The sequence below is a fragment of the Amycolatopsis sp. SID8362 genome, assembly GCF_010550475.1.
GTDB classification, from domain to species: domain Bacteria; phylum Actinomycetota; class Actinomycetes; order Mycobacteriales; family Pseudonocardiaceae; genus Amycolatopsis; species Amycolatopsis eburnea.
In genome coordinates this window covers 1-22507 of the sequence record NZ_JAAGNB010001764.1, presented here as the reverse complement: position 1 = coordinate 22507, position 22507 = coordinate 1, and the positions used below count along the sequence as shown (strand labels likewise).

At 70.1% G+C, this 22507-nt stretch carries 19 protein-coding genes and 1 pseudogene; 10 read left to right on the top strand and 10 right to left on the bottom strand.

The genetic code is table 11. The annotated features are described in order from the left end of the window. Positions 1-13: 13 nt before the first annotated feature. Both G3I65_RS53895 and G3I65_RS53890 read right to left on the bottom strand, forming a co-directional pair. Positions 14-496: a nuclear transport factor 2 family protein gene (locus G3I65_RS53895; RefSeq protein WP_160704084.1), complete on the bottom strand. Its 483-nt coding sequence runs from the start codon at positions 494-496 to the stop codon at positions 14-16. Next, positions 493-1506 carry an NADP-dependent oxidoreductase gene (locus G3I65_RS53890; protein WP_309236104.1) on the bottom strand — a complete coding sequence of 338 codons (1014 nt, stop codon included), beginning with the start codon at positions 1504-1506 and terminating at the stop codon, positions 493-495. The genes G3I65_RS53895 and G3I65_RS53890 overlap by 4 nt, the downstream gene beginning before the upstream one ends. 108 nt (positions 1507-1614) lie before the next feature. On the opposite strand from G3I65_RS53890, the gene G3I65_RS53885 reads away from it, so the two are divergent. Further along, positions 1615-2169, top strand: a complete 555-nt coding sequence (locus G3I65_RS53885; RefSeq protein ID WP_160704082.1) for a TetR/AcrR family transcriptional regulator — start codon at positions 1615-1617, stop codon at positions 2167-2169. 82 nt (positions 2170-2251) lie between these two features. On the opposite strand, the gene G3I65_RS53880 is transcribed toward G3I65_RS53885, so the two are convergent. Continuing rightward, positions 2252-2830 carry a TetR/AcrR family transcriptional regulator gene (locus tag G3I65_RS53880; protein ID WP_160704080.1) on the bottom strand — a complete coding sequence of 193 codons (579 nt, stop codon included), beginning with the start codon at positions 2828-2830 and terminating at the stop codon, positions 2252-2254. On the opposite strand from G3I65_RS53880, the gene G3I65_RS53875 reads away from it, so the two are divergent. Both G3I65_RS53875 and G3I65_RS53870 read left to right on the top strand, forming a co-directional pair. Next, on the top strand, positions 2829-3908 hold the full coding sequence (locus G3I65_RS53875; protein WP_239072016.1) for an alpha/beta fold hydrolase: 1080 nt from the start codon (positions 2829-2831) through the stop codon (positions 3906-3908). The genes G3I65_RS53880 and G3I65_RS53875 overlap by 2 nt on opposite strands. A gap of 43 nt (positions 3909-3951) precedes the next feature. Beyond that, positions 3952-4344: a DUF2255 family protein gene (locus G3I65_RS53870; protein WP_160704078.1), complete on the top strand. Its 393-nt coding sequence runs from the start codon at positions 3952-3954 to the stop codon at positions 4342-4344. A 475-nt stretch (positions 4345-4819) separates the two neighbouring features. On the opposite strand, the gene G3I65_RS53865 is transcribed toward G3I65_RS53870, so the two are convergent. Then, the gene (locus tag G3I65_RS53865; RefSeq protein ID WP_160704076.1) at positions 4820-5944 is read right to left on the bottom strand and encodes a glycosyltransferase; all 1125 of its coding nucleotides are present in this window, start codon (positions 5942-5944) and stop codon (positions 4820-4822) included. A 61-nt stretch (positions 5945-6005) separates the two neighbouring features. On the opposite strand from G3I65_RS53865, the gene G3I65_RS53860 reads away from it, so the two are divergent. Both G3I65_RS53860 and G3I65_RS53855 read left to right on the top strand, forming a co-directional pair. Continuing rightward, positions 6006-6674 (top strand): TetR/AcrR family transcriptional regulator, encoded by a 669-nt coding sequence (locus G3I65_RS53860; protein WP_160704075.1) that lies wholly within the window; start codon positions 6006-6008, stop codon positions 6672-6674. An 11-nt stretch (positions 6675-6685) separates the two neighbouring features. Next, positions 6686-7081: a hypothetical protein gene (locus tag G3I65_RS53855; protein ID WP_160704074.1), complete on the top strand. Its 396-nt coding sequence runs from the start codon at positions 6686-6688 to the stop codon at positions 7079-7081. Positions 7082-7116: 35 nt separating this feature from the next. Here G3I65_RS53855 and G3I65_RS58095 read toward each other — a convergent pair. After that, positions 7117-7667: pseudogene (locus G3I65_RS58095) on the bottom strand (DUF2637 domain-containing protein); the annotation flags it as partial. 356 nt (positions 7668-8023) lie between these two features. Between G3I65_RS58095 and G3I65_RS53845 the strand changes: the two are divergent. Next, a complete protein-coding gene (locus G3I65_RS53845; RefSeq protein ID WP_160704073.1) occupies positions 8024-10279 on the top strand; it encodes a hypothetical protein in 2256 nt (751 codons plus the stop codon). Here the strand turns inward: G3I65_RS53845 and G3I65_RS53840 are convergent, their stop codons facing one another. From G3I65_RS53840 to G3I65_RS53825, 4 genes are all read right to left on the bottom strand, one after another. Then, positions 10280-11836, bottom strand: coding sequence for a hypothetical protein (locus tag G3I65_RS53840; protein ID WP_239072015.1), 1557 nt, complete (start codon positions 11834-11836; stop codon positions 10280-10282). A 143-nt stretch (positions 11837-11979) separates the two neighbouring features. Continuing rightward, entirely contained in the window at positions 11980-12717 is a 738-nt protein-coding gene (locus G3I65_RS53835) for a hypothetical protein (protein ID WP_160704072.1), read from the bottom strand. A gap of 7 nt (positions 12718-12724) precedes the next feature. Then, positions 12725-13414 carry a papain-like cysteine protease family protein gene (locus G3I65_RS53830; protein ID WP_239072014.1) on the bottom strand — a complete coding sequence of 230 codons (690 nt, stop codon included), beginning with the start codon at positions 13412-13414 and terminating at the stop codon, positions 12725-12727. A 250-nt stretch (positions 13415-13664) separates the two neighbouring features. Then, on the bottom strand, positions 13665-14204 hold the full coding sequence (locus G3I65_RS53825; protein ID WP_160704070.1) for a TetR/AcrR family transcriptional regulator: 540 nt from the start codon (positions 14202-14204) through the stop codon (positions 13665-13667). A gap of 185 nt (positions 14205-14389) precedes the next feature. Between G3I65_RS53825 and G3I65_RS53820 the strand changes: the two genes are divergently transcribed. Beyond that, positions 14390-14725: a hypothetical protein gene (locus G3I65_RS53820; protein WP_203612754.1), complete on the top strand. Its 336-nt coding sequence runs from the start codon at positions 14390-14392 to the stop codon at positions 14723-14725. A gap of 109 nt (positions 14726-14834) precedes the next feature. On the opposite strand, the gene G3I65_RS53815 is transcribed toward G3I65_RS53820, so the two are convergent. Next, positions 14835-15317 carry a carboxymuconolactone decarboxylase family protein gene (locus G3I65_RS53815; RefSeq protein WP_160704066.1) on the bottom strand — a complete coding sequence of 161 codons (483 nt, stop codon included), beginning with the start codon at positions 15315-15317 and terminating at the stop codon, positions 14835-14837. A 148-nt stretch (positions 15318-15465) separates the two neighbouring features. Here G3I65_RS53815 and G3I65_RS53810 point away from each other — a divergent pair, with 148 nt between their 5' ends. The 3 genes from G3I65_RS53810 to G3I65_RS53800 all read left to right on the top strand — a co-directional run. Further along, positions 15466-16356: a LysR family transcriptional regulator gene (locus tag G3I65_RS53810; protein ID WP_160704064.1), complete on the top strand. Its 891-nt coding sequence runs from the start codon at positions 15466-15468 to the stop codon at positions 16354-16356. A 117-nt stretch (positions 16357-16473) separates the two neighbouring features. Continuing rightward, the gene (locus G3I65_RS53805; protein WP_160704062.1) at positions 16474-21324 is read left to right on the top strand and encodes an RHS repeat-associated core domain-containing protein; all 4851 of its coding nucleotides are present in this window, start codon (positions 16474-16476) and stop codon (positions 21322-21324) included. Between the two features lie 781 nt (positions 21325-22105). Continuing rightward, positions 22106-22507: HU family DNA-binding protein (locus tag G3I65_RS53800; RefSeq protein WP_160704060.1), on the top strand; the 402-nt coding region annotated here is incomplete at its 3' end.

Below are 22507 nucleotides of genomic sequence, written 5' to 3'. Positions count from 1 at the left end.
ATCGGCCGACGCGTTACCAGGCATTGTCCGTGCGGAGGAACAGGTCTGCGATCCGCCACTCGCCGCCGTCGTGTTCGAGCCGGAAGGTGTAGAGGCCGGTCGCGATCACGCCCGAGCCGCCGCCCGCGTTCGACGTGAGCATGAGGTAGGCGTGCGCCAGTGCCGTGTCGGCGTCGGCGCTGTGGACTTGCAGGTTGACGAGGTTGTGCCGCCGCTGGTCGGTCTCCGCGTCGATCGCCTCGCGCACGAATTCGAGGATCGCCGCGCGTCCGGCGATGGGGCCGAGGTCGTTCTCGCCGGCGAACTTGAACGTCCAGGTGGCGTTCTCGGTCAGGACGGACTCCACTGCGGCGACGTCCTGCTGGTCGAGAGCGAAGGCGTAGCGCACCAGCACCTGGTGGACGGCGAGCTGCCGCGCCGGGTCGAGGGTGACCGCGCCCGGACGGAACTCGGGAAGGTGAGCGTTGCCCCAGCCCGGGGCGGCCGGCGTGCTCATGCGACCGTCAGGACGATCTTGCCCCGGAGGTGTCCGCCGGCGGCTCGCTTGTGCGCTGCCGGCGCGTCTTCGAGGGCGAAGGTGCTGTCGATCGCCACGCGGATCGTGCCGTTCTCGAGCAGGCGGGCCAGCTCGGCGAGCTGCCCGCCGCTCGCGCGAACTTGGGTGGCCGTGACCGTGACTCCCAGCTTCGCGTTCTCCTCCTCGTCGAACTCGCCGAAGTACACCGGGTACAGGGCGCCGCCGCGCTTGAGAGTGCGCAGGAAGCGCCGGCTGTCGGGACCGCCGACGTTGTCCAGGACGAGGTCGATGCCGCGGACGGTGTCTTCGGGCCGGTCCTTGGTGTAGTCGACGAACTCGTCGGCGCCGAGGCCGCGCAGGAAGGTCTCGTGGGAGCCGGAGGCCACGGCGATGACGTGGGCGCCCTGCCACTTGGCCAGCTGGAGGGCGAGGTGGCCCACGCCGCCGGCGGCGCCGTTGACCAGGACTGTCTTCTCGCTGTCGAGGGCCATCGGCCGGTGCTCGGCCTTCTGGAACGGCGATGGGTGGTGGTGTCCGAGTTCGATCAGGAACTGCCACGCGGTCAACCCCGACATGGCCAGGGCGGCGGCGTGCACGTGATCGACCGAGGCGGGCTTGCGGGCCAGGTCGGACGCCGGCGTGGTGACGTACTCGGCGTAGGCGCCGCTCTGCATGACGGTGGGGAACCGCAGCATCCCGAAGACCTCGTCGCCGACCGCGAAGGCGTCGACGCCGGTGCCGAGGCCGGCCACCACGCCCGAGACGTCGGTTCCGGGGATCAGGGGGAGCTCCATCGGGGGCTTCAGCTCGGCGGGCACGTCGGGCATGCCCTCGCGTGCGTAGAAGTCGGGCGGGTTCAGGCCGACGGCGTGCACGCGGATGAGCACCTCACCCGGTCCCGCGACGGGGATCGGCACGTCGTCGAACCGCAGCACCTCGGGGCCGCCGAACTCGTGCAGCCGGATCGCCTTCATGGTCTGTGTCGGCACAGCTCTCTCCGTTCCTCGTGCGGTACGCTAAGTGAATCAGAGGTCCGTTTTTCTGGATCACTGATCCGAATATACGGTTCACTGATCCGTTTAGTCAAGGAGGCGCACATGAGGGCGGACGCCCAGGCCAACCGCGACCGCCTGCTGACCGCCGCCGGCCCTGTCCTCGCCGAGCACGGCGCCGACGCGTCGATGCGCGACATCGCCCGCCGGGCCGGCGTTGGGCTGGCGACGCTGCTGCGGCACTTCCCCACGCGGGAGGCGCTGCTGGAGGCGCTGCTGCGGACCAGTTTCGACGCGCTGACGGCACGGGCGGCCGAGGTCGAGGCGGACGGCTCACCGCAGGAGGCGCTGATGGTGTGGCTGCGTGAGTTCGTCGCGTTCACCACCGACAACCACGGGGTGGTGACGTCCATGGTGAAGGCGATCGAGGAGCCCGAGTCCGAGCTGCACGCATCCTGTGTCGCCCTGAAGGCGGCCGGCGCGCGGCTGCTCACCCGTGCTCAGGCCGCCGACGCCGCGCGGTCCGACGTGGACGGCGCAGACCTCTTCGCGCTGGTGTCGGCACTGGCCTGGCTCGGTGATCAACCTGGGCACGAGGCGCGCGCCAAGCGGCTCTTCGACGTGGTGATGGGCGCGATCGTGACGGATCGGGCGGCCTGACGCACGGATCCGGGTTCCGCCTGCTTGAAGTCAGTCCGCGCGATCAGTGGCGTTGACCCGCTTTCGCCGCACGACGCACACGCTAATCGCGTGTGCCGAGGACTCCGCGGACGAACATTCGGACGGCTTGGCGAGTGTCGTACAGGCTGTCGGTGCCGATGCAGAGATTGCCGATCCCGCGAAGCAGCGTGTAGCCGTTGATCGGTGTCGCGGCCGGGCCGAACACTGCCTCGAGAAGGAGATCTCCGGCCGGTACCAGACGTTCGACGAAGTAGCGGTGCAACGCGTCAGCGCCGGCTGTGTCGCCTGAGACGACGTCGGCGAGGCCGTGCTTGGTGACGAGGAAGTCGACGAAGAGGTTGACCCATTGCTCGAGTGCTTGGTGCGGTGACGGTGCCTCGTCGATGAGCCGGGGAGCGGCTTCGGCACACGCTTCGACTTGGTGGCGGTAGACGGCGACGACGAGGTCCGCTCTGGTCGGGAAATGCCGGTACAGCGTCCCCATGCCGACCCCGGCCCTCGCGGCGATGTCCCTCACGGGTGTGTCGATGCCGCCGGCGACGAAGGCTGCCGCTGCGGCGTCGAGGATGACCTGCGCGTTCCGGAGCGCGTCGAAGCGCTTCTTGCGGCCGCTGGGCGTGCTGTCCTCGTCGGTGGGCATGCGGGCACTCCCCGGTTGCTTTCCGGAGCAATGCTCCGTATCGTTTGCGGAGCATTGCTCCGGAACAAGTGTCGCAGAGCGTGTTCGTCAGGACAAGGAAGTGGGCAGCATCATGAGTGGATCCGCCGGCATTGCGGACTCGGTGATCGTGCGGCAGCTGGACGGTGTCGTCGGACCCGGCCAGACCGTGGTGTCGGCGTCGCCGGTGGCGTTGGACGCGCCGGGCCGGCCGGTGCCGTTGGAGGTGCGGGTGTCCGCGCCCGCGACCGGCGACCGGCTGCCGGTGATCGTGTTCTCGCACGGCAACGGCTGGAATCTGGACGGCTACGGGCCACTGACCGCGTTCTGGGCGTCACAGGGCTTCGTCGTGGTGCAGCCGACGCATCTGGACTCCCGGCGGAACGGCTTCGGGTTCGATCACCCGGTGTTCCCGACGATCTGGATGGAACGGTACCGGGACCTGGAGCGCGTCATCGACCAGCTCGACACCGTCGAAGCCGCCGTGCCCGGCCTGGCCGGTCGTGTCGATCGGGACCGGATCGCCGTGGCCGGTCACTCCTGGGGTGGCCAGACCGCGCAGATGCTGCTCGGTGCCCGCGTCGAGGACGCCGACGGCGGGATCGGCGAGGATTTCGCGGATGCACGGGTGAAGGCGGGGGTGCTGCTGGCCGCGACGGGGATCGGCGGGGAGGAACTGCACCCCTTCGCGAAGGCGAACTTCCCCTTCATGAACCCGTCCTTCCAGACCCTGACGACGCCGACACTGGTCGTCGCGGGCGACCACGACCAGTCCAAGATGTCCAGCCGCGGCCCCGACTGGTTCACCGACGCCTACACCTACGCTCCCGGCGCCACGGACCTGTTGACGCTGTTCGGCGCGGAGCACGCCCTCGGTGGGATCCCGAACTGGGAGGCGGCGGAGACCACCGACGAGGACCCGGAACGTGTCGCGGTCCTGCAGCGGCTGAGTACCGCCTACCTGCGCAGTGCGCTGACCGAAGGTGACAAGACCTGGGTGGAGGCACGGCAGGTGCTGAGCGACAGCGCGAACCCCGTCGGACGCATCGACTCCAAGTAGGACTCCCCGGAGCCGGGTCCGGAAAGGACGGATGGAGAATCCGATGGCCGATGGTGCACAGTCCTCGTGGACGGACAGCCAGCTCGACGCGATCACGGCGACGAACGACTTCCACGTCGCCCCGTACCGGGAGGACGGGACCACCCCGGGCACCCCGGTGTGGGTGTGGGCGGTCGCGGTCGGGGACGCGGTTTTCGTCCGGTCCACCAATCCCGCGTCGCGGTGGTTCGCCGCGGCGATCACGCAACGCGCCGGTCGCGTTTCCTTCGGCGGGTGGGAAGGGGTCGTGACCTACACGCTGGTCACAGATACCGGGACGCTGGACGCCGTGGATGCGGAGTTCCGGAGGAAGTACCGCGACGACGCCTACCTGAGCGAGGCGCTGCTGGCGGGTTCCCGCACACAGGTCGCCGCGATCCGTCCGGCCGCTGCGTGACCGGGGCCGGCGACGAGCGGGGCACCTTGAGGTTCGTCACGGACGCTGTGCGGGCGGCGGCGGTTGCCGAAGCCCGCACCGGACAGAGGGTGTCTCTGGCGCGGATCGTGCGTCCCGCCGCACCGCGGTTCGGCCCGGTTCCCGCGCCGCCGGGGGAGCAGGCGTGGCAGCAGACCCTTGCCTGGACGCCGTAATCACCGCGGGGATGCTCGACGACGCGGTCCGCCGGGCGTCGACGCATCGGTCGTGGGCTGGCTCGCCGATCACGAGGTCAGCATCTGGGTCGGCGACGCATGGCGCGACATTTCCGACGGTCTACGTTCATGCTGATGCTGGCGCCACCTCGCGTCCACGGCGCAAGCGGCGTGCCGGTCAACCCGATCGCGGTCTTCTGACGCGCCGCGCCATGGTCTGGGAGAACTGACCCCGCGCCGACGGAACCGATGACGCGGTGGACTGCCGCGTTCCAGCCGGTTTACCGCGCGGGAGTGCGGATCCGGTCTCGTAGCGCCGACCACACCGTGCCCGGCTTGGGGCGCTGGTCCAGCAGTTCGGCCGCGACTTCCGCTCGTGATCGCAGCCGCGGCTCGTGCAGCAACATCGACACCGCCGCCGTCATGGTGACCGGATCGTCGCAGATGGTGCCCGCGCCGAAGCCGGCGACGACGGATGCCACGAGTGGCTGGTTTGCGATGCGTGGCAGGAACACCAGCGGCAGGCCGCGGGAGAGCGTGGCGAGTGTGGTGCCCGAGCCACCCGTGGTGACCACCGCCTGAACTCGGTCCAGGAGCTGGCTGATCGGGGCGAACGGGACGGCGTGTACCCGGGTGGGATCACCCTCGACGTCCTCCGGTCCGGTGGTGAAGCCGGTCGTGACCAGGGCGTCGGCGCCGGCGTCGAGCACACCGCGTACGGCGGAGTTGAGCAGCGTCAGGTCGTCCACGACCGTGCCGAGGGTCACCAGCACCACCGGACGGTCGCCGTCGAAGGAGGGGAGGTCGACCTGTGCGGAGGTGTCGTGCGGGATGGTTCCGATCGCCAGCGCGGTGTCATCGGCGGGAGGGTTCTGCTCGAGCCATTCCGGCCATGACTGGACGGTCGCCAACCGGGCAGGCATCGTCAGCTCGCGCTGTTCCAACGCCCGTACCAGGCCGCGCTCGAGTGCGGCGTCGATCGGTGTGGCCGGGCTGTGCACGAAGCTCACCCACGGGATGTCGAGCCGTCGGGCGACCAGCGGTGCGACGTAGTCCCACATCTCCGCGACGATGACGTCCGGGCGCTCGTGTGCAGCCAGTTCGCACAGCTCGTCGAAGGCCAGGTCCGCGCGGGTCGTCGTGAACAGGGCGATGTTCGCGTCGAGCAGATCGGAACTGTCGCTCCGGTAACCGAGAACGTCCTGTCCCGATCGGCGATCGTTCTCGGCGAGCAGGTCGGGCAACGACGGGCTGAGCGCACGCACCGCCAGGCCGTCGGCCGTCGCGTGGAGTTCGTCCGACGCGACGACGACCACCTCGTCGCCGGCCGCGGCAGCCGCCTTGGCCAGTGGAAGCATCGGCAACAGGTGGCCGTAGGCGGGAAAGGTGCAGAACAACGCTTTCATGAGCGCTCCTGATATAGGTCGCTCTGTTCGTCAGAGCCGACTCTGATGAACAGTACCAGGTATGATCGACGACGTGGTGAACGAGCGTGGCGACGGCGGCCGAACAGGCAGGAGGAGTGAATACGCCCGACTCACCCGCCAGGCCATCTTGGACGCGGCCCGCGACCTGTTCGTCCGGAAGGGATACTTCGCGACGAAAGTCGAGGAAATCGCCCGGATGGCCCGCGTCGCCCCGGCAACCGTGTACGCGGTCGGCGGCGGGAAGCACGGACTGCTCCGCACGCTGATCGAGTCCGGCACCACGAACGAAGACATCCGCGGCATCCTCGCCCGGATCGAGTCGATCACCGAGCCGCGGGAGCTGGTTGCCTTCATCGTGCATGCCACCCGTGTCAAGTTCGAACAGTGGTCGCCGCTGATGCGGCAGGTTGTCGCCGCTGCCCCGCGGGAGCCGAGCGTGCGGGAGATCCAGCAGATCGCTCATGACAGCATGCGCAACGGGCTTGCCCTGACCGCCCGGCAACTCGCGGCTATGGGCGCGCTCCGCGAAGGCGTGGATGTTTCCCGTGCCACTGATCTGCTCTGGTTGCATCTCTGCAACGCGGCCTACTTCATCCGCACCGACGACCTCGGCTGGTCGCTGGACGAATCCGAGAACTGGCTCAACGACGCGCTGTCCCACACACTGCTGAGGCTCGCTGCCGACCCGGCCTCCAGCGGCGCTGGGTAATACCGGACTCGGTGTGTTCGTGCGGGACGGTTCCGTCGACAGCTCCGGGCGTCGCCGGAAAATACGTCCTCGACCAGGCTCGCGCCCGCACGAAGAACCACGACCTCGCCTTCGCTCTCGACCGCGAGATCGAGAGCCTCGGCGAAAGTGGTCACGCCGGTGATGCCGGCTTGGAGACAAGCCTGGGTTCGCTGGTCGAGGCGGCGACGAACGTCAGCGGGGCAGACCTGAGCTATGTGGACCTTCGAGGTATCCCGCTGGAGGGTCTGCGCTGGTCGGAAGCGACACGCTGGCCATTCGAGTGGTACGAGCAGATCCGCCGGGATTCGATCGAGCTTGGTCCCGGACGGTACGAGATCCGCCAAGGAGGCTTGAACACCGACCGTCTCATCGACACCCCGGTCTGATGAGAGGCGATTTCTACTGCTCCGGCTGAGCACCCTCAACCGGATAGCGATGTCGGCGAGTCCTCCGCCGGCGTCTTCGGATTCGCCGTCAGCAAGCCGGCGGCCCGCCACTGGCGGAGAACGCGGCGGCCGTAGTTGTGCGTGCCCGCTACCCGGTCAAGGTCTGCGCCGGTCGGGGTGCGTCCTTGCCGGCACTCGTCCTCGTAGAACGACCACATACGTTGTTCCGCTGTTTTCTCCACAAGCGCCTCCGGGGCTGTGTTCGACTTGGATGGCGCTTGCTCTGCAGTGGGGGCAGAGCCGGCTGATGGCGCGGCTCGGTGGCGCTTCAGTGCCCCGTTGAGCAGCTCGACCGCCAAAAGCAGGGCCAGCGGAGGGCAAGCTGCCACCGCGATGCCGAAGGCGCTGAGCTCCGGGGCCGAGTCGATGTTGGCGCAGAGCGAAAGTGAGATCCCGAACGTGAAAGCGAGCCAGGCCTGCCAGCGGTTACCGGTGCCGACTTCCAGAGTTCGACGGTCGCGATGATCAGCAGGCCGTCGACGATGAGCGGCCAGATCGAGGCGGTTGTCCCGTCGGCTCCGAATCGGCGGGTCCGGTGCAGAAGCACTGGACACCCAGGGCCAAGTCGTCGCGGAGGGTCTTGGTCATGGCCGCTCCCGCCGACGGCGGCCGAACTCGACGAGGGTCAGAGTTGCGGAAATCTGCAGGTCAGAGGTGGTTGCAGAGTGCGTGGATGCTGTTCGTACCCGGTCGGGGGGTACAACAGCTACCGCTCAAGCTCGGTTGACTCAGGTCAGCCGAGCTTTTTGCTGTGTGGATGCCGTGCCCGTCGCAGGTATCCGCGGACGGAAAGGGGCAAGATCGGGTGTCCGCCGCTTCGGCGTGACGGGTGAAGTACTCGCTGCTAGCGTGGCCTTTCGGGACCGGAGCGGGGGTTGGTGCGTGGTCGACGTGCTGGAGGTCGTGTCGAGCGAGGCGGCCAAGGTCGCCGCGGCCGCGCTGGTCGGGCGGGTCGACAAGGCCGTGAGCCGTGTTGTCGACTTGGTGCGCGGCAAGCTCGGCGGTGCGCCGCCGGACACCGGCCGGATCCTCGCCGCGGTGCGGGACGATCCCGAGTTCGCCGACGACCTCGCGCGCTTGCTGACCACCGTCCACGACGGCGCCGAGCAGGTGCACGGCCCCGTCGGGATCACCGGCTACCGCAACCACGTGCGGTACCTGGCGGATCCGCCGACGTCGGGGCTGCGGGTCATCGCCGGCCCGCCGGGGTCGGGGCGGACCGAGCTGGCCCGGCAGCTGGCCGACCGCGCGCGGGACCGGATTCCCGTTCGCCCCATCGAGATCGACCTGGCCGGACTGCGGGTCGATGGCGTCGTCGACATGGCGGTGGTGAAGCAGCGGGTCCTTCGTGAGCTGGGTGTTCCCGACGCGGAACTCGTGGTCGACAACGTGGGTTTGGACCAGCAGTTCGGCTCCGCGCTTTCGACGCGGCTGTGCACGATCATCTTGGACAACGTCGTTCTCGCGTCCGAACTGCAGCCGTTCCTGCCGTTCCGGCTGAACCTGCTGCTGGTGACCACTTCCGTCATGACCCGCGAGCTCGCCGCGCTGGATCGGGCACCGATCCTGTTGCGGGGCTTGGACGAGGACGGTGCGCTCGAGCTGCTGGCCGACTTCTCGTCGCCGGTCCGGCCGGCCGATGAACCCGTCGAGGCGCGTCGGCTGGTGGAGCTGTGCGGGCACATGCCCGCCGCGGTGCAGCAAGCCGGGCTGACCCTGGCGCGGCGGGCCGGTGAGCCCCAGCCGGTCGCGGGCCTCTTGGCCCACTACCGCACCACCGGCGTCGTCGATGCCGAAGGGGCCATCCGCGATGCCTTGCAGCGCACGTTCGCCGAACTGTCGGCGGAAGCAGTCCTCGGAGCGGCTCAGCTGGCGACTTTCCCGGGCGGCTGGTTCACGCGCGCCACCGCCGCCGCGTACCTGGGCGGCCACAACGGGGAGCGGGTGTTCGAGGAGGTCGTCGACGCTCAGCTGACCGAGCCGGCCCGGGGTGGCTGGCACCGGCTGACCACGCTCGCCGGGCAGTACGCGGCGACCCTGGCAGCCGATCGCGAGGCGGCGTTCGACCGGTTGCTCCGATACGTGCGTGATCACGTGGTCGCCGCCGATCTCGCTGGTGACCAGCCGGGCAAGCCGGGCCGGCTGAGGGAGTACGTGGTCCCGGCCGGTGTCGCCTGGACGTTGCCCGAAGACCGGTTCGACTGGCTGGACCGGCATCTCGGCTTGATCGGCGAACTGGTGCGTGCGGCGTATTGGCGGCGACGGCACAAGGAGGTCTGCCAGCTGGCCGGCGCGGTCGAGGTGCTCGTCAACCAGCGTGGGCGCTGGCGGGAGTTCGCCGACATCAGCGACACCGCCGTGCGTGCCGCCGAAGCGCTGGACTCCGAGCGCGCCGCCGAGGGCAAGGGAGCGCCCGCGCTGGTCGCGCGAGCGCTGTCGATGCGCGCCCGGGCGAGGTTCCTGGCTCGGTGGTTCCCGCCCGCGGCCGAGGACCTCGAACGGGCGTGGCGGCTGGCGGGCTCGGCGGAAATCCCGGACTGGCGCCGCCGCCGGTTGCTGTCGTCCGTGGCGGAATTCCGGGGCCGGTGCTGCGAAGAGCAGGCCGACGACGTCGTCGCGGTCACGGCGCCGTCCGAAGCCCAGCGGCAAGAGCGCGCGAGGCTGCTCGCGGAAGCCGAGCGGTGGTTGAGCACCGCGGTAGCGGTCGACGGGGAGATCGACCACGGCTACGCCCTCGGCATCCACCTGCGCATGCGCGCGTCGATCCTGGTGAAGGCGGGGCGCGCGGAAGAGGCGCTCACGGCGGCGAATCAGGCCGCGGAACACGTGACCGGGCGCAACGCCGCCCGCCTCGACATGGTGGCGGCCAAGGCGTACCTCGCGATCGGCGCGCCGCAGCGCGCCAGGGAGTGCTGGGAACGGGCGGCGCGGCTGTTGCAGCAGACTCGCGCCGACCAGTACGAGTGGGAGCTGCGGGAGATCGGTGCCCGGATCCTCACGGCCGAGGGGCGGATCGAGGAAGCGTGGTTCGCCTGGCAGGAGCTGCTCGGCAAGGCGTTCACCTACGGCCATCCGCGCACGAACGAGTACCTCAGTGAACTCGGATCGCTACCTTCGCCGTCCGGGCGCCCACGGTGATCAGCTCGGCCGGCGCGGTCCGCCCGAGGTAGGGCAGGGAAGCGGCCAGCAACGGGTCGAGCCCGGGATCGTCCGGCACGAGCTCGCGGACCTGGCCGTCCCGCGAGCGGACCAGGCAGCGGCCCGGCAGGCGCGCGCGGCCGCGAGGTGCGCGTCGGGCCACCGCCGGAGCGTGTCGGCGGCCCAGCCGGCGAAGCTGCCGAGCTCGGCTTCCGGCAGGTCGGTGAAGACGATCGCGGCCGCGGAAAGCTGTCGCAGGCTCGCCCGCGTGAAGTGCGCCGACAGGTGCTGGTGGTCGACGTGGTGCGGCACGTCGGTCGCCGGGAATCGCATGAGGGTGGTCGAATCTTCCTCGACCACAGCGCCCGTGAGGTAGGCGGCGATCGCCGTGCGCGCCGGCCGCACCGGCTCGTGGCTGGTGAACTCGGCTTCGCCGGCGGGCTCCGGCAACCCCATCAGGTCGTAGAACGCCGCGCGGAGCAACGCGGCTGACCGGCCCGGAACGGCGACCGCTCGGCGCACGACCTCATCGTGGCAGCCGGCCACGTGACCCTCGAGCACTTTCGCGAGCTGCGAAGGCAGTGGTTCCTCCGCGGTCAACCGCGGCGCCCGTGCGGCCAGTGCCGCGGCGGGTGAGCCGGGCACGATCGTGGCGGGTTCGCCCTCCGCCAGCAGGACGGGAAGATCTTGGGAGGCGGCGTAGAGCGAGACCGACCCGCTGTCGGTGATCACGCAGTCCGCGGCCGTGATCGCGGTTTGCCACCCCGAATCGGGCGGGATCACCCGCAGCCCGGCCTGCCGCGCCTGGGCCAGCCAGGCTTCGACCTGCCACGGACCGTGCGCCGCGGTGATTCCCGGGTGCAGCACCAAGCAGACCGCGAAGTCGTCGACCGGCAGCTCCGACACGAGCCGCAACGGCAACCGCGGATGCGTTCCCAGCAGTGATGCCGGCCCCCAGGTGGACGCGATCGTCACCAGTTTCCGGCCCGCGGCGCCCAATGCCTCCCGGTACTCCCCGGCCCGGTGCGTCCCGGCGTTGATCCGGTCGAGGCAGGGGTCGCCGACCACGCGCGCGCGGTCCGCGGCCGGGGGACTCACCTGGCGCAGGTGGTGGATCTGGTCTTCGTGGGTCACCGCGATGAGCGCCGGGACGACTTGGCCGTCACGGACCAGCCGGCTCGGATCCATCCCGGCGACCACCGTGCCGCCCGGGTAGTACTTCTGGAACCCGATGCCGTGCGGCAGCAGCACCACCGGGGAGCCGAGCAGGTGCAGGTCGTCGTTCTCGCTGGCCGCGATGACCAGGTCGAACCGCTCGCCGACGGCTCGCTCCCAAGCGACGACGGCGACACCGAGCCGCTGGAGCAGCGCGGGCACCCCCGCGCCCAGGATGGCCGGCCGGTGCTCGTTGTAAGTGAACACGACCTGGACGCGATGGTCGTTCTCGAACAGCGTCAACGCGTCGAGCAGGCGGTTCACCGTCGTGACGGTCCGCACCACGACCAGCACGCGCCGCTCGAACCCGATCGTCAGCCAGGGTTCGAAACCGGTCGCCACCTGGACGTTCTTCCGGAAAACGCCGGGGGGGGTACTTATTTCGCACGGCACGCCGCCGAGCCGAGCACGTGACCACGACCCGCGCCGCGGCCGCCATCGACCGGCGGCGCCGCGGTGCGCGGAGTGATCAGCATGCCTTGAGACTACGTGGCGGTGCTGCCGCCCAGCCTCGACCGCCCGCGCGCGGTCACGCGGTGTCTCGCGAAGGCCGCCGCGACCACCACGATGATCGCGGCGGAGCCCAGAAGCCACCACGGCCGAACCGGTGGCCGAGTGGCAACCGGTCCGGCCGATTGCTTGTCCGCGTAACGGCTGTGAACCTGGCGTTGGTATTCGCGTAGCGGGACGAACGCTCCGACGGGCGTCTGGGGCAGGCTGGCGCGCAGCAGCCTGACGCCGTCCTCGCCCAGCTCGTACCAGCCGTTGATCTGGGGTTCGTTCAGCAGCACCGTTCCCGGGCGCAGCTGCCGGGACAGCTGCGTCTCGTCGTCGCCGGAAAGCACGCTGTCGACCTGCCAGCCGGAGTCCGGCCGGCCCGCCACCGGGGCCGACTGGATCGTGCCGCTGCGCCCGTCCGCAGTGCGTGCCACGACCGCGACGTACCGCAGGCGCGCCGCTGGTCCGCTTCCGTCGCGGACGAAGGCAGGGGAGAGGGTGTACGCCGGGATCCCCGTGTTCGCGACGACGATCCCGGCGGGTTCCGGTTGGCCAGGCCTGCGCAGGTTCGTCCGCGCGAAGCTGAGCGCCCGAGGCGTGTGCGCCGCGGTGACGGCCGCCGAAAGCTGGGCATCCGTGGGCGGCTGCCACGCCGGTGCGGCGGGGCCGGACACGCTCAGCCCCAGCAGCACGGCGGCCACGACGAGCCGCGCAGGCCTGGTCACGGCTGCCTCACCGCCCGCCGGCGATGCCGACCACCGTGTCGCCCCAGGTGAAATCGCTGTTCTGCAGGTAGCTGTCGTAGGACTGGGTGCGGTAGCGCTGGTAGGTCGGCCACGGGTCGCCGACGTCCATCGACTGGTTCGCGGCGTCGTAGCCGTAGATCACCTCCGCGTGGCCGCCGCCCGACGTCCAGTAGATCCCGGTCAGCGCCGGGTCGCCGGCGTCGATCTGCTGGGTGATCGTCGAGTAGGACACCGCACCTCCGGCGCTTTCGGCGGAGAAGCCGGTGCCGTGGAAGCCGTTGACGATCTCGTCGATCTGCGCCGCTTCGTTCGGGCAGTAGCCCGGCGTGGTCCCCTTGCCCGCCGCGCAGAAGTCCTCCTGCGACGTCGACGCGCCGTGGAACTGCTCGATGCTCGCGCCGTCGGCGGCCCAGCACCACTCGTCGTTCTGCTGGACCTGCTGGCTGTAGTCGAGGCTGACCGCTTCCCTCGCCGCCCGGGCACTGGCCGGGCCCAGCTTGAAGTGGCTGTTGTCGGCGAGCGGGTGGGTCAGGGTCAGGCCGTTCGGCACGGGAGCGGAATGTTCGTTCAACGTCGCCGCGCCGGCCACCGGGCTCAGCGCCAGGCCGGCTGTCGCGGCGAATAGGCCGCACGTCAACGCCATTCCCATCAGCTTCTTGTCGAGCGCGATGACCATGGATTTCTCCTTCGCAACGAAAGGGGGAGAGCGATTCATTCGGGGAACTTTGCTCAACACCTTGCGGTGGACGGAAATCTCCAACAAGCGACCAAAGTCGGTAAATGGAAGGTAAATCCATGGTGGTGATTGTGGTGGACTGCTGGTCAGGGCGGTGATCGGTGAGGATGGAAAAGCTGATGTTATGGCAGTTGTTATGGGCAGATCCGGGGCGGCTTGTGGCTGCGAACCGGCGGCAACGTTTGCCGGGTCAGGAAGTGCCGTGAAACGCGTCGATCCCTTTGCGCCAAGTGGTCGTGAGATCGGCGCCGGGCGGGAACCGGTGGTTCAGCTCCAGGGCGACCATGCCGTGCGCGAAGGCCCAGAAGGCTCGCGCTCGCTCGAGGTCGCCGCCGGTCGCGTCGAGCAGTGGCCTCGCCGCGGCCGCTTCGACGCCGGGTGCGAGCAGGTCGCGGCGCAGCGGGCGTTCGGTCATCAGGCGGTGCAGGTGCGGTTGCCGGCGGGCGAAGTCGCGGTACGCGGCGGCGAGGGCGGCGAGCGGGTCGTCCGCCCCGTCGACGGCTTGCGTGAACAGCTCGGCCTGTTCCTCGAATCCCATGGAGATCAAGGCGGCTTCCAGCGCCTGCTTGTCGCGGAGGTGCTCGTAGATCGACGAGGCGCGGATCCCGATCCGCTCGGCGACGCGACGCATCGACAGCGCGCCGGGTCCGTCCTGTTCCAGCAGCTCGCGCGCGGCTCGCACGATCTCCCGGGCTCGCGGCGCGAGCCGGTCAAGCGCGCGCGACGACATCGATCATCCGTGGTCCGACGCGCATGATCGAGCGAACCCCTTTCCCGGTGGCCCTAACGGCGTTAGGGTATCAGCCGAACACCGTTAGGGTGACGAGGAGCGGAGTCAGGGTGACGGAGACGGGTCGTGGTCCGGCGACAGGAACAGCGCGCGCAGCTGCCGCTCCGGACTCCCTCAGCGCGTCGGTGCCACGGTTCCTGGTCGAGATCATCGCCTGGGTCGCCGCGCCGTGGGCGCTGGTGCCGCACTCGATCTGGCTGGCCGTGCTGGCCGACGTGCTGCTGATCGGCCTGCCCACGGTTTTCGGGATGCCCGGGGCGAAGAAGCAGAAGAATCCCGTCTCGATCCCGGCCCGGCCGGCGATCGCCCTCGAGCTGCTGCAGCCGGTCGCTGCCTGTGCGGCGGCTTTCGTGGCCTGGCCGGCGATCGTGGCGTCTCTGGTGGCCGTGGTGTCACTGGCCGCCTGCGGTCTTCAGCTTCGCCGCTGGCGCTGGATGCTCGCCCAGCGAACAGGTTCGTGAAGGGAACTTGACGTGAACGGCCGGATCTTCGACTCAATCGGCCACTCCCGGTCGACGGCCGCAGGGGCCGGGGCAGGCCTGCGTGCGCCCCCGGCCCCGGCCGAGCCGGTCAGGGGGAAGCAGGCACCCACTGTTCGGCGGGTGACTTGCCGGGCAACGGTTTGCCGATCACCGCGAGGGGCGCGTAGAAGGTGACCTGGCCGATCGCCAGTGCCAAGGTCGTCAGCGCCTTGTCGTCGTAGTGCCGGGCCGTCTGGGCGTAAAGCTCGTCGGAGACCCGCTCGCCGTGTGTCGATGGCTGGAGCACGGCCTCGACCAGCCCGAGCGCCGCGCGTTCGGGCTCGGTGAAGTACGGCGCGTCCGGCCAGGTCGCGACCGCTGTGATCCGCTCCTCCGGCTCGCCGCCGCGGCGCAGGGTGCCGGTGTGCAGCACGGTCAGGTAGGTGTTGCCGACGATCTGGCCCGCCCGCAACTGCACCAGGGCGATCGTGGTCCTCGGCACCGAGCCGTTGCCGGTGACCTTGAACAAAGCTCCCGTCAGTTCCCGCAACTCGGGAACCAGCTCGACCGGATTGGGCAGTCGTGAACCCATTTCTCCTCCAGTGTTTCGGATCTCCGCCGCCGAATCGCGGCGTGGACTCGCGCCAACACTCCACCGGGGCACCGAGCCGATCAACGCCGACTTCGCGGGCCGATCGATAACACCGGGCTTATGAGGCGAACGGAGGGGCGGAAACCCGATGGAGCTGCGGGACATCGAGATATTCCTGACCCTGGCCGAAGAACTGCACTTCGGCCGGACCGCCGAGCGGCTGCACGTCTCCCAGGCCCGGATCAGCCAGGCGATCGGCCACCAGGAACGCCGCCTGGGCGCGCTGCTGTTCGACCGCGCCAACCGGCGCGTGGTCCGGCTGACTCCCGTCGGCCGGCAACTTCGCGACGACCTGCGACCGGTCTACGCGGACCTGCGCGACAGCCTCGAACGGGCCCGCCTCGCCGCCCGCGGCATCACCGCCGTGCTCCGCGTCGGCGTGCTGCCCCACAACGGCCACGACCTGCGCCCCCACTGGGACGCCTTCCGATCCCGCCACCCCCAGTGGAACCTGCGCATCCAGTACGCGCCCTTCGTCGACCCGTTCGCCGGGCTCCGCCGCGGCGACGTCGACGTCCTGGTCGCCTGGCTCCCGGTCGAGGAAGCCGACCTCACCGTGGGGCCCGTCCTGTTCACCGAGCCCCGCGTGATCGCCGTGGCAGGCGAGCACGAACTCGCCGGCCGCCCGTCGGTGTCACTGGACATGATCAGCCACTTCCGGTTCCCCAGCATCGCATCGGCTCCGGCCTACTGGATCGACAGCTACCTCCCGCCCCGCACTCCCCAGGGACGGCCCATCGAGCGCGGTCCGCTCGTCCGGAACAACGAGCAGGTGCTCGCCTTGGTCAGCGTCGGAGAGATCGTCACGCCCTACCCCCGCCACATGAGCCGCTACGGCGTCCGGCCCGACATCGCCTACCTGCCCATCCGGGACATCGACGCGATCGCCTACGCACTCGTGTGGCAGAGCGAGTCGGAGAACGACCTCATCCGCGCTCTTGCGCGCACCATCGGCGACATCGGACCACTCGGCTTCTGACCGGATGGGGAACTCCGGGGGAGTCGAAAGGGCAAGCCGTGGCGGTGTCGTGACCCGCATTCGGCCGCGTCACTAAGATCAGGTGAATGCTGATCTTGGGCCGGGGAGTCGGTCGCTGTGGGTAACCCGTTGGTCGCGCAGGCGCAGGATTCCACGAAGTCGTACTCCGGTGTTCCGTTGCTCGAAGACGCCGTCGGGCTGAAGGACGCCATCGAGAGCGGTGACTGGGCTTCGGTCGCGATGGGCGCGGTGGGCACCGCGCTGGACGCGCTGACCGCGGTGATGGACCCCTTCGGCGCGATCTTCGCCGCGGGAGTCGGGTGGCTGATCGAGCACGTCGGCCCGCTCAAGGAAGCGCTCAACGCGCTCACCGGGAACGCCGACGAGATCGCGGCGCAGTCGCAGACCTGGAACAACATCGCCAAAGAGCTCGAGGACGTCTCGACCGAGCTGACGAACGCGGTCAAGGCCGACCTCAACGGCTGGCAGGGGCCCGCCGCCGACAACTACCGCAAGCGTGCCGAAGACACGTCCGGGCTGCTGGCCGCCGCGCAGAAGGGCTGCGAAGGCGCCGGAAGCGGCGTGAAGACCGCCGGTGAAGTCGTCGGCGCGGTCCGCACGCTGGTGCGCGACATCATCGCCGAACTCGTCGGGCACCTGATTTCGTGGGCGCTGCAGGTGGTGTTCACCCTCGGCATCGGGCTGACCTGGGTGGTGCCGCAGGTCGTCGCCGCCGTCGCGAAGACCGCGTCGAAGATCGCGAGCCTGACGACCAAGCTCGTCAAGGCGCTCAAGGCACTGGTGCCGCTGCTGAAGAAGGCGGGCACCCTGTTCGAGGACGCCGCCAAGGGGCTGAAGAACATCAAGGGCGGGAAGGTCGGCCCGCCGCCCAAGCCGGGGAAGATCGACGGCAACCCGAAGTCGCCCGACGTCAAGGGCGGTAAGGACGGCGACTCCACCACGACCTCCGGTGACCACTCGGGCGGTGGCTCGTCGTCCGGGAACCACTCGGGCAGCGGGGGCAAGGACGGCGGCGGGGGCAAGGACGACTCCACCTCGACGTCGGGCGACCACTCCGGCAACGGCAACGGGAACGGCAACAAGACCCCGGGCGACCCGCCGCCGAAGGGCGACACCGGGAAGACCGGCGACACCGGCGGCGGGGGCAAGGACACCTGGGAGTGCAAGACCGACCCGGTGGACATCGCGCGCGGCAACGTCGTGATCGACCAGCTCGACCTGGAACTGCCGTCGCCGCTGGTGCTGGAGCGGCTGCACGTGTCGTCCTACCGCGCCGGCCGGTGGTTCGGGCCCACCTGGGTGTCCACTGTGGACCAGCGGCTGGCGGTGGGCCGCGAGCACGTCCGGTGCTTCGCCGCGGACGGCACCACCCTCGTCTACCCGCTCGCCGCGCCGGGCGCGCCGGTGCTGCCCCTGGACGGGCCGCGGCGCCCGCTGACCCGGCACGCCGACGGCAGCTACACCCAGGCCGATCCGCTGCGCGGCCGGGAACTCCGGTTCGCCGCGTTGCCGGGACGCGGAGCCGCCGAGCTCGTCCTGCGGTCGGTCACCGACGACGACGGCGCCCGGGTCGAGTTCGACTACGACGCCCTCGGCGCGCCGCGGATCCTGCGGCACTCCGCCGGGTACCGGGTGGAACTGGAGACCGAAGGCGGGCGGGTCACCGCCGTCCACGTGACCGACCCGGCCGGCCAGGCCCGGGTCCTGGTGCGGCGCTTCGGCTACGACGCGCAAGGACGCCTGACGAGTGAGTTCAACGCCTCCGGCCGCGCGCAGGTCTACGACTACGACGCCGAGGGCCGCGTCACCGGCTGGCAGGACCGCAACGGCACCTGGTTCCGCTACGTCTACGACCCCAGTGGCCGCTGCGTCCGCACCATCGGCGACCGCGGCTTCTACGACGCCGAGTTCGCCTATGACACCGAGCGCCGGATCACGACGTTCACCGATTCCCTCGGCCACACCGGCGAGTTCCACTTCAACGAGGCCAACCAGCTCGTCCGCGAGGTCGGCCCCCAGGGCGAGGTCACCACGTCCGAATGGGACCGCGACGACCGCCTGCTGTCCCGCACCGATCCGCTCGGGCACACGACGTCGTTCGCCTACGACGAGCGGGGCGCGCTCCGGTCGGTGACCCGGCCGGACGGGTCGGTCCTCCAGGTCACGCAGGACGCCGCCGGGCTGACGATCGAGACCACCGCCGTCGACGGCACCGTGCTTTCCCGCTTCTACCCGCGCGACGAGGCGCCGGACCCGTACACCGAGCCTCTCGGCATCGCGAAGCCGCTGACTTCCGAGCAGGCCGCCTGGACGCGCGGGGACGAAGAGCCGCCGCCGGTCGACCGGGACGTGTTCGGGCGGCCGAAGTCGGTGCTCAACCGGTCCGGGCAGCACGTCGTGCTCGGCTGGACCGCCGACGGGCACGAACGGCTGCGCGTGCGGCCCTCCGGTGTGCGCGAGACGCGCGGCTACGACGCGGAGGGCAACGAGGTCGAGCACGTCAACGGCGCGGGGCTGGCCGAACGGACCGAGTACGGCCCGTTCGACCTGGTGACCGCGACGATCGACGCGTCGGGCGCCCGGACGAGCTACACCTACGACACCGAGCTGCGGCCCAGCACGGTCACCAACCCGCTCGGGCAGACCTGGACCTACCGCTACGACCCGGCGGGCCGGGTGGTCGAGGAGACCGACTTCGACGGCCGGACGCTCAGCTTCGGCTACGACCGGGCGGGCCGGCTCGTCCGGTCGGTGAACGGCGCGGGGGAGCACACCGAATACGTCCGCGACGTGCTCGGCAACGTCGTCGAACGCCGCTCCGCGGCCGGCACGACGCGCTTCACCTACGACGCGGTCGGCCGGCTGACGGCCGCGGTCATGGCCGACGTCGAGCTCCGCGTCACCTACGACGGCGAGGGCAACGTCCTCAGCGAGTCGGTCGACGGCCGGACGCTGACGCACACTTACGAGGCCGACGGGACGGTGCGGCGCCGCACGCCGTCCGGAGTGGACAGTGTGTGGACCTTCGACGAGGCCGGGCGGCCCGCGTCGCTCGTCGTCGCCGGGCACACCGTGCGCTTCGGGCACGACGCGGGCGGCCGGGAGGTTTCGCGCGCCGTCGACGGCGGGGTCGCGTTCACGCAGGTCTTCGACGTCGACGACAACCTGGTCGGCCAGTCGGTGCTGGCCGCGGGGGCGCCGCCGCGGCACCGGCGGTTCAGCTACCGGCCGGACGGGCTGCTGACCGGCATCGACGACGACGCGGCCGGGCCGACCCGGCTCGTGCTCGACGCCACCGGGCGGGTGGCCGAGGTGCACGGCGCGACCGGCAGCGAGGCCTACCGCTACGACGCCGCCGGGAACGTGCTGGAGACCAGGGAACCCGGCCCGGTGCCGAGCGCGGGGCCGCGCCGGTACGCGAACAACCGGCTGGTCGCCGCCGGCGCCGTCACCTTCGACCACGACGTCCAGGGCCGGGTGATCGCGCGGAACGAGGGCGGCCGGGTCTGGCGGTACCTCTGGGACGGCCAGGACCGCCTGCTTTCGGTCACGACCCCCGAGGGCGACCAGTGGTGGTACCGGTACGACCCGATCGGCCGCCGGATCGCGAAGCAGCGCGTCGTCACCTCGGCCACCGGTGCCCGCGTCGTCGCCGAGTCCTACGAGTTCACGTGGAGCGGTGCGCTGCTGGTGGAGCAGGTGCACGTGGACGCGGCGCAGACCCGGCACGTCACCGTCTGGGAGTACCACCCCGGCGACGACCGCCCGGTCGTCCAGGTCGAGCGCGCGGCGACGCTGCGGGACCGGTTCTTCGCGATCGTCACCGACCTGGTCGGCAGGCCGACCGAGCTCCTCGACGCGGCGGGAGCGCCGGTCTGGCGCGGGAACGCGGGCCTGTGGGGCCGCGAGACCGGCGCGGCGGCGACCCCGCTCCGGTTCCCCGGCCAGTACGCCGACGCCGAATCGGGGCTGCACTACAACGTCTTCCGCTACTACGACCCGTCGACCGGCCGGTACCTGAGCCAGGACCCGCTCGGGCTCGGCCCCGCCCCCAACCCGGCCGCCTACGTCGACAACCCGCTGGCGGACCGCGACCTGCTCGGCCTCGCCTGCGGCAAGGGCGGCAAGAACAAGACGAACGACCAGCCGGGCGGCGGCGACAACGCCGGCAACATCCCCCGCGGCGGCGGTGGCAAGAAGGGCAAGGGCAAGAACACCGACGACACGCAGGCCAGCAGCTCCGGCGGTGGCGGCAAGACCGACACCCACCCGCTCGGCAAGCACGACGGCACCGAGGTCCAGGTCGACTCCCACCAGGGCAAGCACCAGCAAGGCAACCAGAGCTTCGGCATGAAGTACACGGGCGGCTCGGGGACGAAGTTCCCGGACAGCGTCAACGACAAGTGGCACCAGGACTACTTCTCCAAGGAAGTCGCCAAGTACAGCAACGACCCGGCGTACGCCAAGCACGGCACGGAGGGCAAGAACCCCGGCTCGATCGACCAGAACGTGAACGCGAAGAAGGACGCCCTCGACGCGCACCAGGAGAAGGTCGACGAGCTCGAGGCGGAGCTCCACGCGAAGAAGGCCGCCGTCAAGAACGCTTCGCCGGAGGAGCGGGCGGCGATCATCGACGAAGGCAAGAAGCTCAACCAGGAGTACAAGGAAGCGAAGGCCGACCGGGACAAGGCGCAGTCGGACTACGACAGCGCCAAGGCGGAGCGCGAGAGCTACGACGGCAACCGCAAGTCCGTCCAGTACGACAAGGACGCGAAGGACGACGGCGTCCAGTACGACATGACCTCGTACTGGAAACCGGACGGCAACGGCGGCGGCAACTGGGTCACGACCTACCACTGCAACCCGGCGGTGCCGAAGGGCGGCAACGTGGACAAGGACTGGTGGCAGCCGCACGGGAAGGACATCGCCAAGCAGTACGGGCTGTGAGGCTTCGGTCCGGGGGCTCTCGGCGGTGAGTTCACCCGGTGCGGCGGCTGCGGCACCGGGTGAACTCGCTGAGGATGCCGGCGTGCCTTGGCCTGTTGCGGCGCGTGTGGCGTCATCGAGGCTGGTTCGCGTGGTAGCGGCGCCGTGATCTGCCGGCCATCACGGCCACTCACGCGCGGCGGTGACCGTCTTGCGCTGCGGGCTTCCGCGGGTTTGGCCCACTACGCAGGCCCGAGATGTCCTCGTTTGGAGCCAGTTGGCCCAGGCGTCGCGTTCGCCGTGGTCGACTGGCCGGTCGCGACCCGGGTCGCCTCGCCGACCGTTGTTGAAGTCCGAGTCCGGCCGGACGCCGTGCAGGTCCGGGCCCTGGCTCATCCCGAACCGGGCGGCCCCGATGTCTCCACTGTGGACGGCACGGTGGCACTGGGGCCCATCGGCGCCAGGATGCCTCAGCGGGCTCATCGCTGGGCCGTTGGAGTGCCGGTACTCGTTGCGCCGTCAGGGATTTCTCAAGCCCCGCGTCGAACAGGTGAGCGACTGCGCGACCTGTGTCCTCTATGGACTTTGACCGGCCAGTGGTGACGTATTCGCAGGTCAGGCCGATATCCTTGCTGCGCGTGTGTGTCCAGGCGGGACTCGGCGAGCGTACCGTTCTCGCTGTTTTCCAGACGACGCAAGAGAGTTCCTCACCGCCCTCGTTTGGTTTTTGGGGCGACTTGGTAATACTCTGTGTGATGTCGGCCGTGATGGGCCGTGACGAGTTCCACTATGGAGGACTGGAATGACGAACAAGGCCCAGCTGATCGAGGCGCTGTCGGAGCGTCTGGGCGATGACAAGAAGGTGGCTGCTCAGGCCGTGGACGGTCTGGTGGACATCATCATCCGGACGGTCAACAAGGGCGAGAAGGTCAACATCACCGGCTTCGGTGTCTTCGAGAAGCGCGCCCGCGCCGCTCGGACCGCGCGCAACCCGCGCACCGGTGAGGCCGTGAAGGTGAAGAAGACCAACGTGCCCGCCTTCCGCGCCGGCACGACGTTCAAGGAGGTCATCGGCGGCACCAAGAAGCTGCCGAAGGCCACCCCGGTCAAGCGCGCCACCGCGACCCGCGCGACGGCCACGAAGACCGCCGCCGCGGCCGCGCCGGCCAAGGCGACCACGACCCGCACGACCCGTGCCGCGGCC